Source organism: Proteus penneri, assembly GCF_022369495.1.
GTDB lineage: Bacteria > Pseudomonadota > Gammaproteobacteria > Enterobacterales > Enterobacteriaceae > Proteus > Proteus penneri.
Genome location: NZ_CP059690.1, coordinates 2038176 through 2057431 on the forward strand (window position 1 = coordinate 2038176; position 19256 = coordinate 2057431).

At 38.9% G+C, this 19256-nt stretch carries 19 protein-coding genes; 6 read left to right on the forward strand and 13 right to left on the reverse strand.

What is annotated here, in order from left to right; all coding sequences use genetic code 11:
• Window positions 1–23: 23 nt before the first annotated feature.
• The 5 genes from H1225_RS09285 to yfbV all read right to left on the reverse strand — a co-directional run bounded on the left by H1225_RS09285 (window position 24) and on the right by yfbV (window position 4799).
• Window positions 24–890, reverse strand: coding sequence for a hypothetical protein (locus H1225_RS09285; RefSeq protein ID WP_161671478.1), 867 nt, complete (start codon window positions 888–890; stop codon window positions 24–26).
• A gap of 183 nt (window positions 891–1073) precedes the next feature.
• Entirely contained in the window at window positions 1074–2903 is a 1830-nt protein-coding gene (locus tag H1225_RS09290; RefSeq protein ID WP_161671477.1) for an SLC13 family permease, read from the reverse strand.
• A gap of 109 nt (window positions 2904–3012) precedes the next feature.
• Window positions 3013–3675: a sugar phosphatase gene (locus H1225_RS09295; RefSeq protein WP_006533318.1), complete on the reverse strand. Its 663-nt coding sequence runs from the start codon at window positions 3673–3675 to the stop codon at window positions 3013–3015.
• A 34-nt stretch (window positions 3676–3709) separates the two neighbouring features.
• Window positions 3710–4204, reverse strand: a complete 495-nt coding sequence (locus H1225_RS09300; protein WP_109399923.1) for a YfbU family protein — start codon at window positions 4202–4204, stop codon at window positions 3710–3712.
• Window positions 4205–4343: 139 nt separating this feature from the next.
• Window positions 4344–4799, reverse strand: coding sequence for a terminus macrodomain insulation protein YfbV (gene yfbV / locus H1225_RS09305; RefSeq protein WP_069367978.1), 456 nt, complete (start codon window positions 4797–4799; stop codon window positions 4344–4346).
• A 392-nt stretch (window positions 4800–5191) separates the two neighbouring features.
• Between yfbV and ackA the strand changes: the two genes are divergently transcribed.
• From ackA to H1225_RS09320, 3 genes are all read left to right on the forward strand, one after another.
• Window positions 5192–6394, forward strand: a complete 1203-nt coding sequence (ackA, locus tag H1225_RS09310; RefSeq protein ID WP_006533321.1) for an acetate kinase — start codon at window positions 5192–5194, stop codon at window positions 6392–6394.
• Between the two features lie 77 nt (window positions 6395–6471).
• Window positions 6472–8616 (forward strand): phosphate acetyltransferase, encoded by a 2145-nt coding sequence (gene pta, locus H1225_RS09315; protein WP_072063186.1) that lies wholly within the window; start codon window positions 6472–6474, stop codon window positions 8614–8616.
• A gap of 409 nt (window positions 8617–9025) precedes the next feature.
• On the forward strand, window positions 9026–9169 hold the full coding sequence (locus H1225_RS09320; RefSeq protein ID WP_072063187.1) for a Hok/Gef family protein: 144 nt from the start codon (window positions 9026–9028) through the stop codon (window positions 9167–9169).
• Window positions 9170–9239: 70 nt separating this feature from the next.
• Here the strand turns inward: H1225_RS09320 and alr are convergent, their stop codons facing one another.
• The 4 genes from alr to H1225_RS09340 form a co-directional block, all read right to left on the reverse strand.
• Window positions 9240–10463: an alanine racemase gene (alr, locus tag H1225_RS09325; RefSeq protein WP_161671476.1), complete on the reverse strand. Its 1224-nt coding sequence runs from the start codon at window positions 10461–10463 to the stop codon at window positions 9240–9242.
• A 188-nt stretch (window positions 10464–10651) separates the two neighbouring features.
• Entirely contained in the window at window positions 10652–11908 is a 1257-nt protein-coding gene (locus H1225_RS09330) for a PTS ascorbate transporter subunit IIC (RefSeq protein WP_006533327.1), read from the reverse strand.
• A 10-nt stretch (window positions 11909–11918) separates the two neighbouring features.
• Window positions 11919–12206 (reverse strand): PTS sugar transporter subunit IIB, encoded by a 288-nt coding sequence (locus H1225_RS09335; protein WP_069367973.1) that lies wholly within the window; start codon window positions 12204–12206, stop codon window positions 11919–11921.
• Between the two features lie 29 nt (window positions 12207–12235).
• Entirely contained in the window at window positions 12236–12679 is a 444-nt protein-coding gene (locus H1225_RS09340) for a PTS sugar transporter subunit IIA (protein WP_006533329.1), read from the reverse strand.
• Between the two features lie 227 nt (window positions 12680–12906).
• On the opposite strand from H1225_RS09340, the gene H1225_RS09345 reads away from it, so the two are divergent.
• Complete coding sequence (locus tag H1225_RS09345; protein WP_006533330.1) at window positions 12907–13953, forward strand: LacI family DNA-binding transcriptional regulator; 1047 nt, start codon at window positions 12907–12909, stop codon at window positions 13951–13953.
• Here the strand turns inward: H1225_RS09345 and yfcD are convergent.
• Complete coding sequence (gene yfcD / locus H1225_RS09350) at window positions 13950–14492, reverse strand: NUDIX hydrolase YfcD (RefSeq protein ID WP_072063189.1); 543 nt, start codon at window positions 14490–14492, stop codon at window positions 13950–13952. The two genes, H1225_RS09345 and yfcD, sit on opposite strands and share 4 nt — an antisense overlap.
• A gap of 197 nt (window positions 14493–14689) precedes the next feature.
• On the opposite strand from yfcD, the gene H1225_RS09355 reads away from it, so the two are divergent.
• Entirely contained in the window at window positions 14690–15304 is a 615-nt protein-coding gene (locus H1225_RS09355) for a glutathione binding-like protein (protein ID WP_161769826.1), read from the forward strand.
• Window positions 15305–15370: 66 nt separating this feature from the next.
• Window positions 15371–16276, forward strand: coding sequence for a TIGR01777 family oxidoreductase (locus H1225_RS09360; protein ID WP_161707301.1), 906 nt, complete (start codon window positions 15371–15373; stop codon window positions 16274–16276).
• Window positions 16277–16374: 98 nt separating this feature from the next.
• Here the strand turns inward: H1225_RS09360 and H1225_RS09365 are convergent, their stop codons facing one another.
• The 3 genes from H1225_RS09365 to cvpA form a co-directional block, all read right to left on the reverse strand.
• Window positions 16375–16956, reverse strand: coding sequence for a UbiX family flavin prenyltransferase (locus H1225_RS09365; protein ID WP_239739088.1), 582 nt, complete (start codon window positions 16954–16956; stop codon window positions 16375–16377).
• Between the two features lie 119 nt (window positions 16957–17075).
• Window positions 17076–18593: an amidophosphoribosyltransferase gene (gene purF / locus H1225_RS09370; RefSeq protein WP_109847238.1), complete on the reverse strand. Its 1518-nt coding sequence runs from the start codon at window positions 18591–18593 to the stop codon at window positions 17076–17078.
• 30 nt (window positions 18594–18623) lie between these two features.
• Window positions 18624–19115, reverse strand: a complete 492-nt coding sequence (gene cvpA, locus H1225_RS09375) for a colicin V production protein (RefSeq protein ID WP_023581692.1) — start codon at window positions 19113–19115, stop codon at window positions 18624–18626.
• Window positions 19116–19256: the final 141 nt, after the last annotated feature.

The following is a 19256-nucleotide window of genomic DNA, read 5'->3' on the forward strand; positions in this document are numbered from 1 at the left end:
TGCTCATTTCTCTAAAAACAATATTATCTTTTATCTTGTAAGACGTTTATATCTGTTTTAATTGTTTCCCTATAAATCGTTAAAGCATGCGTTTTTTGTTCTTTCTGTAAAGTTTTTATTTTTTCTGATTTACCAAATAAATTTTTAGTCTTTTCCCAAAAAGAAATATTTTTCATTAAATTATCATGAGCTGCCAAGTATTTCTTTATATCCTTAATTTTATCTTCTTTAGACACATTTCTATCTTTAATTTTATTCTCTATAAGAGAATAATCGCTATTTTTTAAATTATATCTTTCTTTTATATCATTATATTCTTTATCTACTGCATTCTCAGATTTTTTTTCATTAATAAATTCCTTTCTATATGCAGAGAGTCTATCTTCTACTTTATCACTATTAACCATTGATTGTTCGTTCTCTTTTTTCTTTCTAACTCTAGAATCCTTGTGGTATTCTCTAATTATTACATTACTCTCAGTAGATTGATTATCTTGATATTTAATAGATTCTTTTAACTGAGTTTTACTTTCTGAATTATTATCATTTTTTTCATAGGAAAAAGTTGATAATTTAACGACTTGAATTTTTTCCGATAAATGAGGATATATTGGATTCGAATTATTATTGATGTCAGGTAATATAAAATTATTTTCCGTTGAACTAACGTTATTATTTTCACCATACATATTTGCTGTATAATAAGTATTATTAGAACTATTATCTGATACTATATCTTTAATTTTATTTAAACCTAGAAAATTTCTAAATGTATTACCAATAAAGGATACAGCTTTTGATAAACTTCCATACTGTTTAGATTCATTTTTTATTTGACCAAGAAATACCACACCCATATTTGTAGGTTGCACACCATTTGTTCCGCTCATTTAAACTCTCCAACTGTACTATTAATACTCCAAATAGTATTCCCTCTTCTTGGTAAGATATGTCAAAAAACACACACTCATAGATATAACGCATACATCAAATAAAAAACCACCGCCTAATAAATAAAAAACGCTGTTTATTAATTAACAAACAGCGTTTCAGCAAAACAAAAGTATTGATATTTAGAATGGGAATAATAACGGGATCAAGAAGGCACTAATCAACATCACAATAACCGTAAATGGCACTCCAATCTTAATAAAGTCGGCAAACTTATATCCCCCCGGCTCAAGAATAAGCGTATTAACAGGTGATGAAACCGGTGTCATAAAGGCTGCGGATGCAGCAACACCAATCACCATTGCAAATGGTAATGGAGAAACATTCATTTGATTCGCAGCAGCGATAGCTATTGGTGCCATTAATACCGCGGTTGCCGTATTGGAAATAAACAACCCAATGGATGCACAAAGTATAAATAAACACACCAACATCACTTGAGGGCCAGCACTACCTGCCACATCCATTAAGCCATTAACAATAAGCTCTATGCCGCCTGTTTTTTGTAGTGCTGCAGCAAAAGGCATCATACCAACAATTAAAATAATGCTTGGCCAATGAATAGAACGATAAGCACTTTCCATATCAATACAACGGAATTTACCCATTAATAAACAAGCAATAAGTGCTGCAATAAAGTTAGGGACTTCATTCGTTACCATCAATGCCACCATTAACGCTAACGAAAATAGTGCATGAGGAGCTTGAGATGAAGCAGGCGCCACAGTTTCAATTTCTGCCGCTAAATTTAACACGATAAAATTACGTGGTTTGGTTGATAAAATCCGAATAAGTTTCCAATCACCAATCACTAATAACACATCACCAAGGCGTAATGGCTCATCGACAATTTTACCCGGTAAGGCACTTCCTTCACGGCGAATAGCAACCACGTTTAATCCGTAGCGAGTACGGAATTTAATCTCTCTTAATGATTTGCCTAATAACTCTGAATCTGGATTCATGGATACTTCAGCAAGCCCTACATCACGAGATTGTTCAGAAAAATATTCGCCTCGCAAGACCATTGGCTCTAACATTTGTTCACGGCAAAACTCACGTAAATCGACATCACTAGCGGACATATCAACTAATAGAACATCTCGCTCTCTTAATTCAGTGCCTCCCGTTGCACTGACCATCACACGCCGAAAACGCCTCCAGCGTTCAATACCGACAACGTTTGCACCATAACGTGAACGTAAGTGTAATTCATCAAGTGAATGACCTATCAGTGGAGAGCCTTTACGAATAGCTAAACGGCGAGCACGCCCCGCTAACTGATAATCACGAATAAGATCACGGAAAGTACGGCGATAAGCTTCTTTTTGCTTACCATTATCGTTATTTCCTAGCCAGCGACGTACTACCAACATATAAAGAATGCCTGCGAATAATACCGCTATACCAATAGGCGTAATAGAGAAAAACTGAAAACTCGGTAACCCCTCTCTAACTAATTCACTGTTAACAACCATATTAGGTGGCGTTGCCACTAAGGTCATTAATCCACTAATCAATCCAGCAAAACCTAACGGCATCATTAAACGACCGGGTGATGTTTTCATTCGAGCTGCAACACTCAAGACAACAGGAATAAATATTGCGACAACGCCAGTTGAACTCATGAAAGCACCTAGACTTGCTACGCATATCATTAATAGCACAAGCATTTTAACTTCACTATTACCCGCGACACGTACCAGCCAGTCCCCCATTTGATAAGCCACGCCCGTTCTCACTAACCCTTCGCCAATAACAAAAAGGGCAGCAATAAGCAATACGTTTGGATCGCTAAATCCTACCGTGGCTTCATTTAATGAGAGAGTTCCACTAAGAACGAATGCGATAATGACAAGTAAAGCGACCACATCCATGCGGATTTTGTTGGTCGTAAAAAGGACAATAGCTATCAATAGCAGGCTTAAAACCCATAATAATTCGCTATTCAAAATGGCCTCGATCAGCAATAAGTGAAAACAAGTTAAGACATCAATTCACTACATTGATAAGTAGACCATTTTTACAACAATAAATCTTCTAATATGATCAAAGAAAAGACTATCTTTTGTGCGTTATTATCACTTTTTCAGCTTGCTTCTCGATTTGAATATTGTTTAAAGAATCAATGATTAAATGAATCTCATTGCGGCGAGGGAGAGAAAGAGGTGCATGAACAGCAACGACTTGACATCCTGCATCTAAACCAGAGTAAATACCCGCTGCAGCATCTTCAAAAACCACACAATCCTGTGGCAATAAACCCAATTTTTTGGCACCTAAAAGATAAGGCTCAGGATTAGGTTTACCTTTACTAATACATTCCGCGGTAACCCAATGCTTAGGTTCAGGGATACCCGTGACAGATTGGCGCGTTGAGGCGATAGGAACAGTACCAGATGTGACAATCGCCCATGGAATATTTAAGTCATTAAGGCGATTAATTAACTCAATAGACCCCGGAAGTGGTGCTAAACCTTCTGTTTGTGTTGATTCTAATTTTTCTAACCAACGAAAAGTTTCTGTTATCTCTTGTTCGGTAGCATTAGGCATAAAATGGCGAATCGACTCAATAGCAGGCTTTCCATGGATGTAGTCATTAATCTCTTGTGTTGATACGCCAACGCGTTCACCAAATAACGCCCAGCAATGTTCAACAACAGGTAATGAATCGACTAATGTTCCATCTAAATCAAATAGAAAACCTTTACATGTGATCGCCATAATTTATGCCTACCTTAGAATGATGCGTTACTTATTACGCATTAAGAATTTGTTGGATTTCAACGACGCTAAGGTGATATTGACGAGGGCACGCTAACCAAACAGCCAGCATTCTCTGGTATTTTTCCCACATTGGTGTTTGTGAGTTAAAACCATGACTGCCACTATCAAAATGTGTATAACGCCCTTCTGTATTCACCATAAAACGCACATAACTAAGATAGCGAGATTCTGTCGCCGCATCAAAGCCAATAAATGCAACACGACGAGCATCAGGCATTTCTTGATCTTTTAAGTTATCGCGAGAAACTTGCAGTGCATGGTACATTTCCATGACGTTAATAATGGTACGGCAAGTCTCCTCAGACATTTCATCAAAATCACGGTCTAGTTCACGTAATTGTAATCCGTAACCGCGTTCAATGATTGTCTGATAGCGACGATAACGTTCAGCGTTATCAGGATCCATCATAGTCATCATTTTGTATTGATTAGAGAGGATCAAGCGTTGTGCGTGTGTCATTTCCATCATTAATTCTCCAAAGAAATCATTGAGGAGAGAATGACATTAATCAAAAGTATTGAGTAGTGTTAACTACGCGTTTTTTGATCTCAACGGGGTAATTCTGATGACAATCATGACAAACGAAGAAGGTAGAACAAATGTTCTACACATCATCAAGAAAAGAACGATCAAGTTGCTTAAAAGCGCGTTTTAATAAATGGGCTAAAGAAAGGTAAGTCGGCGTTTGTTCGACTGGAGCTAAAGCAATGCCTGCCTCTTCAAATTTCTCTCGAATTTCATAAAACCAGCGTAATAACGTAGCTGGAAGTGGCGTTGCTGCACGCTTACCTAACCACCATAACCCTTGCATTGGCAGACTACAGGCAAATAACGCCGTTGTAATTGCAGGCCCTAAATTACCGCCTAATGCGATTTGCCATGTCATTGTAAAAATAGCAATAGGTGGCATATAACGAATACCAAAACGTGTGGCTTTGACAATACGATTCTCAGGAAAAACAGGCGCTAATTGCTTTTCAACCGGCCAGGTTTTTAAATACTCGTTACCCAATCGAAGCTTCTTAAAAAAGCCTGGGGGAGTCACTGTCGGTTCGCTCATAATGACCTCAATCAATTTCTTCTGTAACTTTTAAAAAATATCTATAAAGAATAAAAATCTTTTAGTAGAATTAAGTATATTTTGTCTTTGTTGCCTTTACTCTGTATCCTGTGCCCATTCTAAAGGTTTGTGGCAATAAAGCGCTATATTTTGTTTGCCGGCGTGATTTTCAACCCTTTTCGCCGATTTTAACGCGAAAAGTTAATGGGTGAATAAAAATCGTCCAATTAATGATTGGCAACTATAATTAGCATCAAGTTTTTTACTTTAAGCATGATGCGCGTCATTAATGTCATCATAGTAATGCGATAGGCTTTTATGATTGACGTTTTATTAACCACCGTCTTTATAATATAAAAGACACTACGACAACAAGATAAATAGGTAATTCCATGTCAAGTAAGCTGGTGCTGGTACTGAACTGCGGTAGTTCTTCTCTTAAATTTGCAATTATCAACCCAGAAAATGGTGAAGAATTCCTGTCAGGTTTGGCTGAATGCTTCAACCTTCCTGAAGCCCGCCTGAAGTGGAAAATGGATGGCCAAAAACATGAAGCTGCGTTAGGCGCAGGTGCTGCTCATAGCGAAGCATTAAACTTTATCGTAAATACTATTCTGGCTGAAAAACCAGAACTGTCTGCACAAATCGCTTCAATTGGTCACCGTATTGTTCACGGTGGTGAGAAATTCACTAAATCTGTCGTGATCACTGACGAAGTTATCAAAGGTATTGAAGCTGCTATCCCATTTGCTCCATTACATAACCCAGCTCACCTTATTGGTATTGAAGAAGCGCGTAAAGCATTCCCTCATTTAATTGAGAAAATGGTTGCAGTATTTGACACTGCATTCCACCAAACAATGCCAGAAGAAGCTTATCTGTATGCACTGCCATACAGCTTATATAAAGATCACAGCATCCGTCGTTACGGTGCTCACGGAACTAGCCATTTCTATGTTTCTCGTGAAGCCGCTAAAATGTTAAACAAACCTGTTGACGAACTGAACGTAATCACTTGCCACTTAGGTAATGGTGGTTCGGTTTCTGCTGTTGTTAACGGTAAATGTGTTGATACCTCTATGGGTCTGACTCCATTAGAAGGTTTAGTAATGGGTACTCGTAGTGGTGATATCGATCCTGCTATCGTGTTCCATTTACACGATACTTTAGGTATGAGTGTTGAAGACATCAATAAACTGCTGACTAAAGAATCTGGTCTGTTAGGTTTAACAGAAGTCACTAGTGACTGTCGTTATGTTGAAGATAACTACGACACTAAAGCAGATGCTAAACGTGCAATGGACGTTTACTGCCATCGTTTAGCGAAATACATCGGTTCTTACTGTGCACTGATGGAAGGTCGTTTAGATGCAATTATCTTTACTGGTGGTATCGGTGAAAACGCAGCAATGGTTCGTGAATTATCTCTGAAAAAACTGGCTCTATTAGGTTTTGAAGTTGATCATCAACGTAACTTAGATGCACGTTTCGGCAAATCAGGCACTATCACTACCGATAACAGCCGTCTTGCTGTTGTTATCCCAACTAACGAAGAGTTAGTTATCGCTCAGGACGCAAGTCGCCTGACCGCTTAAGTTCTTTGATGTGCTGCCAGTGTCATGCTGGCAGTACTGTTTTACATAACGAGCAACCGATATTTAAAGAGGTTTCCGTGTCCCGTACAATTATGTTAGTCCCAACTGATACACGCGTAGGTTTAACCAGCGTCAGCTTGGGTGTTATCCGTTCTATGGAACAAAAAGGCGTTCGCCTTAGCGTGTTCAAACCAATTGCACAACCTCGTGTAAAAGGCGCTTTAGATCAGACAACTGCGATTATCCGCTCTCACTCCACTATTCAATCATCAGAACCTTTAAACATGGATTATGTTGAGTCTCTGCTCAGCTCAAACCAAAAAGATGTTTTGATGGAAGAAATTGTTGCTAGATACCATGAAAATACCACTGATGCAGAAGTTGTTCTCATCGAAGGTCTGGTACCTATGCGTAAGCACCCTTTTGCACAATCATTAAACTATGAAATTGCAAAAACATTAGGTGCTGAAATTGTTTTTGTTACTGCGCTAGGTAACAACACGGTTGAACAGCTAAAAGAGCGTATCGAATTTGCGCGTGCTGAATTCGGCGGTGTAAAAAACCAAAATATCACTGGTGTTATTGTTAACAAACTAAATGCACCTGTTGATGATCAAGGCCGTACTCGCCCTGACTTATCTGAAATCTTTGATGATTCAAGTAAAGCGATTATCTCTAATGTCGATTTAAAAACCATCGAAAAAAACAGCCCACTGCCTTTACTGGGTTGCATTCCATGGAACTTCGATTTAATCGCTACTCGTGCAACAGATATGGCAAAACACTTAAATGCGACTATCGTCAATAAAGGCGATATTGAAACTCGTCGTATTAAGTCTGTCACTTTCTGTGCCCGCAGTATTCCACACATGTTAGAGCACTTCCGTCCAGGTTCACTTTTAGTGACTTCAGCGGATCGCCCAGATGTATTAGTTTCAGCGTGCCTTGCTGCAATGAATGGCGTTGAAATTGGTGCAATCCTACTAACTGGTGGTTACCAAATCGATGCGCCTATCAAACAACTTTGTGAACGTGCATTCGAAACTGGTTTACCAATCTTTATGGTTAATGCGAACACTTGGCAGACCTCTTTAAATCTGCAAAGCTTTAGCTTAGAAGTGCCTGCTGATGACCATGAACGTATTGAAAAAATTCAGAACTACGTTGCTCAACATATCAATACACAATGGATTGATTCACTGACTGCTAACTCTGAACGCCCTAACCGTTTATCACCACCAGCATTCCGTTATCAATTAACAGAATTAGCACGTAAAGCGAAAAAACGTATCGTTTTACCAGAAGGTGATGAGCCACGTACTGTTAAAGCCGCAGCAATTTGTGCTGATCGTGGTATCGCGACTTGCGTACTGTTAGGTGATCCTGAAGAAATTCGTCGCGTAGCAACTGCACAAGGTGTTGAATTAGGCACAGGTATTGAGTTAGTCAATCCTAAAGAAGTACGTGAAATCTATGTACCTCGCTTAGTTGAACTACGCAAAAATAAAGGTATGACAGAAGTTGTTGCTCGTGAACAGTTAGAAGATAACGTTGTTCTAGGCACATTAATGCTAGAAAAAGGCGAAGTAGACGGCCTAGTTTCTGGTGCTGTTCATACAACTGCTAACACTATTCGCCCACCATTACAGTTAATCAAAACTGCACCAGGTAGCTCATTAGTGTCTTCTGTGTTCTTTATGCTGTTACCTGAACAAGTTTATGTTTATGGTGACTGTGCAATTAACCCAGATCCAACAGCAGAACAACTGGCTGAAATCGCCATTCAATCTGCGGACTCTGCAATTGCATTCGGTATCGACCCACGCGTTGCGATGATCTCTTATTCTACTGGTAACTCTGGTGCAGGTAGCGATGTAGAGAAAGTTCGTGAAGCGACACGTTTAGCACAAGAAAAACGCCCTGATCTGATGATTGATGGTCCTTTACAATACGACGCAGCTGTTATGGCTGATGTTGCTAAATCTAAAGCACCAAACTCACCAGTTGCAGGTAAAGCAACTGTGTTTATCTTCCCTGATCTGAACACCGGTAACACCACTTATAAAGCGGTACAACGTTCAGCTGACTTGGTTTCAATCGGACCAATGTTACAAGGTATGCGTAAACCAGTGAATGACCTTTCTCGTGGTGCATTAGTAGACGATATCGTCTACACCGTTGCGTTAACAGCTATTCAAGCAAGCCAACAAGAAAACGCATAATTATTGAGGTTCGCTTCAAATAGAAAAACGCCAGATGATGGATTTCATCTGGCGTTTTTTATTCTACAGATTTTTTATTCAACGAAAATCCGAGACAGTCTCAAAACAGACAACTTGATTCTGTCTCCTTTATAAAGGAGTGTCAAATAAAACCACACATATAAACACTCGATATAAAAACAATTAACACATTGATTTTAATTGTTTATTTATGTCTTTGTTATTCAAAAAAAGATAGGAATGAGATGAATTTCTGTTAGTATGCAGGCGGGTGCTTGGATCATTTTGGTTCAAGCATTTGCAGGAGCCAAAAAGACGAAAGCCCCGAATTTTAATTTACTAAAATCCGAGGCAGTCTCAAAACCACACAACTTGATTCTGTCTCCTTTATAAAGGAGTGTCAAGAGAAATGACTAAGCTTGCCCTATTAGGGCTGATTACTGTATGTATTACAGTTTTGTGTTTTGCTTTACTGAAACATGAAAGATTATGTTCTTTTAATATCAGTAGTGGCGACACCGTAGTTCAAGCTATTTTATCTTGCGATAAATAGTTTTGTGGGGGAATTTCCCCCACAATTTCTCTCAAAAGTTGTTACTATTGGTGATCACAAGCACCCTACTTTAATCCACCAATACACGCTGATTTGTCGCTCCCCACAAAATCGACATCTCTGTAAACAGCGCACCACTAATATCTTCAATCTCTTCAGCCGTGATCTCTGCATTACCTTGCTTACCAAAGAACACGACTTCATCCCCTGATTTGATATTTTTAAGATCGGTAATATCAACAATCACCGTATTCATTGACGTTTTACCTAAAACAGGCACACGTTGGCCACCAATTAAAGCATGTCCCGCATTACTAAAAACTCGACGATAACCATCTGCATAACCGACAGGAATATTAGCTAATACTGAATCACGTTTTAGTGTGTAAGTGCGATCATAACCAACAGTATTGCCTTTAGGATAATAATTGATTGAAGCAATGCTGGATTTAAACGTCATTACGCGTTTGTAATCTGTACTTGCAATGGTATCGCCATAGAAAATTCCGCCTACACGTACCATATCTAACCAGGATTCAGGTACGGTAATTGTGGCAAAAGTATTTGCCATATGCAGAGTAACCTCTTTAGGATTTAGCCCTGTAACATCCAATACCTTTTGTGATTGCAGTTTAAAGCGAGCGAGATCTTCTCTTACTTTATCAGCATCTTCTTCAGGATAATGAGACATAATGCCAACCACTTTAAGGTTAGCTAATTGAGCAATTTGCTTCGCCTCTTCAAGCCCTGCTTTGTTATTGACCTCTAAGCCATTACGAGACATTCCACCTGAATTTAAGGCAAGATGAATAGGGATCACTTTATTTTGCTGTTTAGCAATGGCATCTAATTTCTTAGCCATATCTAAGTTACCAATTAATTCTTCTACGTTATAGCTTGTCGCCTGAGCCATTTCCTGCTCTGTAGCATTACGTACTCGCATTAAACGACCATGAAATCCTAGATCACGAACTTCTTTTAGCTCTTGGTTATTCGTTACACCAATACATTGCACATTGTTTTCAATCATAACCGGTGCAACTAATGATAAATCATGACCATATGCATCGCCTTTTAAAATGGCACAAAGTGAGGATTTATCACCTAAAAGTGATTGAACTTTTTTCACATTAAAATCGAGCGCACTACGTGAGATTTCAATCCATGAGTTATTCACGATTGCAGGCTGAACTTGAGCAGTTTGAGCCACTGGTGGATTGTGATTAACGGGTTGTTGACAAGCAGTGATAACAAAAAGTGGTAACAACGCAAGATATCGAATACCGAAAGACATCTTCTTTTTCCTTAGTGATTGTGATGTTAAACCTATTTTTATAATTAGGTACGAAAATATACACAATGTGAATATTCACTCAGGATAATAGCATTGTTATTCATAAAATAAACATATAAATTCATATAAAAAACGCCCCAATGAATTAATCTCAATGAGGCGTTGATGTATCTTAATTCTTAAAACAATCAGCGAACAATAATACCTAACAGAATACCGATAACACCAAAGTCTGCATCACTAAATGTGGTGTTAGCAATACCGATATCTCCAAGTACAGGTAATAGGAATACAGGTAAGAATGTAATCAATAAACCTTGAACAAAAGCACCTAAAATTGCACCGCGACGTCCACCGGTTGCATTACCAAATACCCCTGCGGTGGCGCCCACAAAGAAATGAGGAACAACCCCCGGAATGATCACTGTCCAATCTAAGGCATACAGAATAAACATGCCAATAACACCCGCCGCAAAGCTACTTAAAAAACCGACTAATACGGCATTGGGTGCATAAGGGAATACGACTGGGCAATCTAACGCTGGTTTTGCATTAGGGACTAATTTATCTGAAATACCTTTAAATGCAGGAACAATTTCAGCAATAACCATACGTACACCTTGCAGAATAATATAAACCCCTGCTGCAAAGGTTATCGATTGCATCAATGAGAACATAAACCAGTTTTTACCACCACTGACTTCACGAACAAAAGTATCGCCCGCAAATAAACAGGTAATGATAAAAATAATTCCCATAGTGAAAGCAATGGCAACGGGTGTATCACGTAAAAATAGTAGGCTTTTAGGGACATTCATCTCTTCAGTTGAATGCTCTTTATTACCAAATTTACTGCCGATAAAGCCGGCAACGACATAAGAAATAGTGGAAAAGTGTCCTAATGCAACATCATCAGAGCCAGTAATTTTTTTCATATAAGGATGTGCAATGGCTGGGAAAAATACCATTGAAATCCCAACAACTAATGAACCTACCGCAACTAACACTGTGCCTTCTAAGCCCGCAGTTGCCAAAATAACCGCCACCATCATCGACATAAATAATGTATGGTGACCTGTTAAGAAAATAAATTTCCACGGTGTTAAACGTGCAATTAAGATATTAATCAACATGGCAAAAAACATGATTAATGCCATCTCTTTACCAAAGCTTTTTTGTGCAATAGAGACAATTGCCTCATTATTAGGCACAACGCCTTGAATACCGAATGCATGTTGGAAAATCGTTGAGAAATCACCCAGTGAGTTAATGACAAGACCTGCGCCAGCACCTAAAATCACAAACCCCATAATGGTTTTTACGGTACCTTTAATACATTCTGTAACTGGTTTTTTTTGGGCAATTAAACCAATTAATGCGATCAAACCAACTAAAATAGCAGGCTCTGAAAGCACATCACTCATTAGAAAGCGGAAAAAGTCCATGATAGGCTCCTTATAACGCGCCTAATTCACGTAACGCGACTGAAAGCTTCTCTTTCATCGCTACTTTATCAATCATGTTATCCAGTGAAACAACTTTCCCATTTACTGCTTGTGAATTAAGTTGTTCTGCAATATCACGCGTACCTACATAGATATCACTTGGTGTACCTTTTGCTGACCCCAGATCAACGTGATCAACTTCAGCATTTACAGAAAGATCTTTTAAAATGCTTTTGATGCTCATTTCCATCATTAAGCTACTACCTAAACCATTTCCACACACAACAGTAATTTTCATGATATTCCCCTTGGTAATTTAAATTGTTATTAATAGTTGTTGATAACAGATAAGACATCCACTTTGCTTTTCGCATTAAATAACTTTTGAATATCTGTATCGTTATCAAAAAGTTCGGCTAATTTCATAATGGCATTAATATGGCTGTCGTTATCTGTTGCAGCCAAAACAATCAGTAATTTCACCGGATCGTTTTCGTCTGCACCAAACTCAACCCCTTGCTCAACAATAGTTAAAGCAAGCGAAAGTTGATTAACACCATCTTCGGGGCGCGCATGAGGCATCGCAATCCCAGGACCTAATACATAATATGGCCCTATTTTCTCGTGTGATTTGTAAATTGCATCGATATAACGAGGTTCAATATAGCCTTTATCAATTAATGGCTGACACGCCACTTTTACAGCCTCTCGCCAATCACTAACGTTTGGCACCACTTGCACCATATCCGGTGTTAATAACGTTTTAAGCATATTTATAACCTCGATCAGACTCTCTTTGAGCTTCGTTATTAAGGATAGTAATCATTAATGGTAGCGCTATCTAGATAGATCATTCGTAATTGTGATAGCGCTATCATTTTAATGAAATGTTAATTGCAGAAAATGCCAACTATTGACACTGTATTGTTTCAGCATAATAGGAAGATTTCAGGTAGGATCTGCCGTTAATCAAATAAGTTAAGCAAGCATAATTACACATGATCAAAACACGTAAGCGCCGAAATACAGGCCGCGTCACATTACAAGATGTCGCTAAACACGCTGGAGTCGGTTCAATGACCGTTTCGCGTGCATTACGAACCCCTGAACTCGTTTCTGATAAGTTAAGAGAAAAAGTTAATCTAGCCGTAGAAGAACTTGGTTATATTCCTAATGCCTCGGCCGGTGCTTTAGCTTCAGCACAAAGTCATATTATTGCTGTCCTATTGCCCTCTTTTACAGATAGAGCAAGTGCAGATTTTATGCAGTCTTTACAACAAATACTCAATCGCCATCAGTATCAAATTTTAGTTGGTTGCTATGAGCATCAACCTCATAAAGCCAATGATGTGATTAACATGCTATTGCAAAGTAATCCTGCTGCATTAGTTGCTTTTGGTTCACAGCTTAGCCCAACTCATTTTTTACATATCAGTAATGCCAATGTGCCCGTTGTCAGTGTTGCCAGTCAATCAGACGAACAAGCGGCTATTAGTATTGATTGTTCTTATGAGCAAGCCGCATATGATTTAACAAACCATTTAGTCTCCCAAGGAAAGCGTTGTATTGGCTATATTGGTGCGTTACAAGGCCAGCGCCTGCATCATCAGCAAATAACAGGTTGGTCACGCGCATTACTCAAAAATTATTTAAATGCTGAGCAAAGTGTCACTACGCCTGATCCCGCGTCTATGGCATACGGTCGGCAAGCGTTAACAGAAATTTTATTGCGCCAACCTGAACTAGATGCGGTTATTTGTAGTCATGAGAGTATTGCACTAGGTATGATTTTTGAGTGTCAACGTCGATTAATTAAGATCCCACAAGATCTGGCTATCGCGTGTTTAGAAGGCTCAGAAAATAGCGATCAGATCTCCCCTTCTCTCACAACAATTCGTTTTGATTATCACAAAATGGGAAAAGAGGCAGGAAAACATCTGATAGCACTTTTACAACGTTTAAGAGACGAAGATGATAACGCTATATTTGAAGATACCGTTATCAACTATGCATATCGATTTGAGCTAGGACAAAGCACCCCTTAGTCTACGGTTTCTCTACTTTCTAGGCGTGTACTGTTATTACGTGTTAACCAAAGAGAAAGGGCTTTTAATGAATCAGGCGTGAATTCATCACAGCGCTCAGTAATTTCAGAGGGAGTTAACCAACACACTTCCTCTATTTCTTCTGCTTGTAGTGCGAAAGGTCCATGAGAAACACAACTAAACAAGCTTCCCCAGACACGACAACTTTCATCATCATAATAAAATTGACCATGCTCAGCAAAAGGGACTCCAGCAATACCTAGCTCTTCTTCTGCTTCACGACGTGCACTTTCAAGTAAATTCTCACCTTGTTGAACCACACCACCCGCAGTCGCATCTAACCAACCAGGGTAAAAATCTTTTGTTTCAGTTCGACGCTGCGCCAAGATTTTCCCCATTCCATCATGAACAACGATATAAGTTGCTCTATGTCTTAGGTTTTCAGCTCGCATTTGTTGACGTGTTGCTTGTGCAACGACTTCATTTTTATCATCAACAATATCAACCCATTCAACCAATGCCGTCTTTTCTTGTTCCATCCTCAACAAACCTTTTTTAACCGATACTAAACGATCGTAATTTTTATCCTGAATATACCAAAATCACTATTTTTCACCACTACAATAATCATACGTGACTTATTTTATCCATCTTGCACTTTTTTGCTTTTTATGATGTTAAAAGGCAGACTGTGATTATGTTGTGTATTTAGTGCCTACTTTATTTTGGAGCTTTTATGATTGATTTATATTATGCAGATACCCCAAATGGCCAAAAAATAACGCTTTTTCTTGAAGAAACAGGCATACCTTATCAGTTACATCGCATCGATATTAGTAAAGGCGATCAATTTAAACCTGAATTTTTAGCCATTTCACCCAATAATAAAATTCCCGCAATTATAGATAACTCACCTATTGATGGAGGTGAACCTATCTCTATTTTTGAATCAGGTGCTATTCTTATCTATCTAGCTGAAAAAAGTGGCAAACTACTCAGTCAACATTTACGAGAAAAAACAACGCAACTACAATGGTTGTTTTGGCAAGTAGGTGGATTTGGTCCGATGTTGGGACAAAATCACCACTTCACCCGTTATGCCACAGAAAAAGTCCCTTATGCCATTAAGCGTTATACTGAAGAAACACAGCGTCTATATAGCGTATTAGAGAAACGATTAGCACAGTCACCTTATCTTGGTGGAGAAGAGTACAGCATTGCGGATATCGCTACATATACATGGGCTCGTTTGCACGATCACCACAATATCGATTTAACAAATTATCCAGTAATTGCTAAATGGCTAAACAACATTAATCAGCGTCCAGCAACGAAAAAAATCTTTAGTTAATACAAGCAATTCATATATCAGGATGATATTTATTCTTTATCAAGCAAGCAGATCAGGAGGATTGTGATGAAAATACTTATCACTGGTGGTACAGGATTAATAGGCAAAGCATTAGTTTGTGAGCTAGCACTCGCCAAGAATGATATTACGGTGCTTTCTCGTTCGCCTCAAAAAGTTTATTCGCATTTTTGTAATGAAATCACCTGCTGGACTCAACTCAACGATAAACAGGATCTTAATGAGTTTGATGCCGTCATTAATCTTGCTGGAGAGCCTATTGCTGATAAACGTTGGACACCCTCTCAAAAACAGAAACTGATTAATAGTCGTTGTCATTTAACCCAGAAATTGGTTGATTTGATTAATGCTAGCGACTCCCCACCCGCTGTTTTTATTTCTGGCTCCGCCGTAGGTTTTTATGGTGATCAAGGTGATACTAGAGTCACAGAAGAGACGCCTGCAAATCCTGAATTTACACATGAGCTTTGTGCTAAATGGGAACGCATTGCACTTGAAGCTCAAACACCATTAACTCGAGTTTGCTTGTTGCGTACAGGGATTGTACTTTCAACTCTCGGTGGCGCACTACCTAAAATGAGTAAACCCTTTAAATTAGGATTAGGTGGCAAATTGGGAAGTGGAAAACAATATATGCCGTGGATCCATATTGATGATATGGTCAGTGCAATTATTTTCTTGCTTAATACTCAAGATGCTAAAGGCGCTTTTAACTTAACAGCACCTAACCCAGTACAAAATAAAGAATTTACTCGTCTATTAGGAAAAGTTTTTAATCGCCCAGCCTTAATGACAGTTCCTGAAAGTGTATTACGTCTAGTGATGGGAGAAAGCGCTACATTGGTGTTAGGCGGGCAACAAGCTATACCTGAAAAATTACTCAGTGCTGGCTTTGAATTTCGTTACCCACACTTAGAAGAGGCATTAAAAGATATTATTACCACAGAAAAATAATCTCTTTTTCTATTCTCAATCAGTTGGAATAAATACTCTAAATAATTCAAGATGCAACGTTGTTGACTACGTTGCATCTTGAAGTATGACGAATATCTTTAGCGAGCAGGTTTATCCCCTTCCCACCGTTGAAATAAATCATCAGGTAAATCAATCTCAAATTGATCAAGCACACGATTAACTGTTTGATTAACAATATCATCAATAGTTTTAGGCTGAAAATAGAAAGCTGGAACTGGTGGCATAATCACTGCACCTAGTTCAGATGCTTGTGTCATCAATCGTAAATGCCCTAAATGAAGCGGTGTTTCACGCACACATAAGACTAGTTTACGCCCTTCTTTAAGTACGACATCAGCTGCACGAGTGACTAAGGTATCTGTATAACTATGAACAATACTTGACAAACTTTTGATAGAACAAGGTAATATGACCATTCCATTGACACGAAATGAGCCAGAAGAGATAGATGCACCAATATCACGATCGTCATAAATCACATCCGCTAAAGCATGAATATCTTTTAGCGAATAATCGGTTTCTAATGAAATAGTACGGCGTGCAGCTTGGCTAATCACTAGATGGGTTTCAACTGACGGCACAGATTTTAGTATCTCTAATAAACGTATACCGTAAATTGCACCACTGGCGCCGGTTAGCCCAACTATCAGCTTTTTCATTATAATCCTCAGAATATATATCTTTGTTAATCATTATGATGATTAACCCTCAAAAAACAAGCGTCGATGCAGAACACACTGACATCGACGCTTTATAAGGGAGATATCTTACCGAAAAATTAGCCTTCGTTATAGATTTCCAAATTTTCTATTTCATTCTGATCACGAATTTTATGTTCATCATCACGACGTAGATTTTCTAAATAATCCAAGTAATCTTGGTCGATATCTTTCGTAACATAAACACCATCAAATACAGAGCATTCAAACTGAGTGATATCAGGATTCTCTTCTTGTACCGCAGCGATTAAATCAGTGAGATCTTGGAAAATAAGTCCATCAGCACCAATTAATTTACGAATTTCATCCACTTCACGTCCATGGGCAATAAGCTCATTGGCATTTGGCATATCAATACCATACACATTCGGGAAGCGAACTTCTGGCGCTGCTGAGGCAAAATAGACTTTCTTCGCACCCGCTTCTCTTGCGAGTTCGACGATTTGCTCTGATGTGGTGCCACGTACAATGGAATCATCAATCAACAGAACATTTTTATCACGAAACTCTGCACGATTTGCATTCAGTTTACGTCTCACTGACTTACGACGCTCTTGCTGACCTGGCATAATAAAAGTACGACCAACATAGCGATTCTTGACAAAACCTTGGCGATAAGGTTTGTTGAGAATATGCGCAATTTCTAAGGCTATATCGCAAGATGTTTCAGGAATGGGGATCACAACATCAATGTGTAAATCATCCCACTCTTTGGCAATTTTAGCGCCTAATTTCTGCCCCATACGTAAACGTGCATTATAAACTGAAATTTTATCGATAAACGAATCAGGACGAGCAAAATAAACATACTCAAATAAACAAGGAATTAATTGCGGATTTTCGGCACATTGGCGAGTAAAGAGTTGCCCTTGCTCTGTGATATAAATCGCCTCACCCGGTGCAACATCACGCAAGAATTCAAAACCTAAAGTATCAAGCGCAACACTTTCAGATGCGACCATATATTCATGGCGACCATCTTCTAAGGTGCGTTTACCCAATACTAAAGGACGGATACCAAAGGGATCACGAAAAGCCAGTAAACCATGGCCGATAATCAAAGCAACACAAGCATAAGCACCGCGGAGTTTTTTATGCATTGCCGCAACGGCTGCAAAAATATTATCAGGCTCAAGCGGGAAATGGTCAAAACGGTCTAATTCATATGCCAATACATTGAGCAGGATTTCAGAATCAGAGGTGGTATTGATATGGCGACGCGCTGTTTCAAATAATTGGCGACGTAATAAATGCGCATTGGTTAAATTACCATTATGCGCCAACGTAATACCAAAAGGGGAATTCACATAAAAAGGCTGCGCTTCTGATGCACTAGAACTACCCGCTGTTGGGTAACGGACATGCCCTATCCCGATAGTACCTTTTAAACGCAACATATGACGGGTTTCGAACACATCTTTAACCAGTCCGTTTGCTTTGCGAAGACGGAAACCATTGTTACCGTCTATCGTTGCAATGCCTGCTGCATCTTGACCTCGGTGTTGTAACACCGTTAACGCATCATAAATTGATTGGTTTACTGGATTAGCTCCAGCGATACCGACAATACCGCACATGAATAGATCCTCATCAGCCAGACGGAGAGGTTATATTCTCTCCGACACGAAACTTGACGCATTTTGTAGGTAGTCAAAGAACCACCTAATAATATGGTTGAATTGAGGAATAAGCTCAGAACGTTGCCAATCAGCGCTATCTGCCATAGGCGTAAACGCGCCTAAAACAAAAAGTAATGCTGAAACTATCAGCACGCCTCTTAAAGCCCCGAAACAGACCCCCAATACACGATCTGTACCTGATAACCCTGTGCGTTGAACAAGAGAGCTAATCACATAATTCACAACAGCACCGACAATCAGTGTCGCAATAAATAACGTGACTATTGCAATCCCGTTACGAACCAGCTCATCTTCAAACCGGGTAAAATAGACGGCAAGATAAGGATAAAACTGACTAGCAACAAAGAAACCACAACCCCAGGTGATGAGTGACAATGCTTCACGAACAAAGCCACGGATCAGGCTGACTAATGCGGAAAAACCAATAATGGCAATGATGGCGTAATCTATCCAGACCATAAATTCTTTATCCAATAATGATGCTCCGCATTAATACGGAAGCATTCTAACAGAAAACGAAAACGTTTGCGTAATGCTAATTTTCGCTAATTTCAAAATAATTTACGGCGATATGAAAAATCATAATCGCCGCAATAAGTT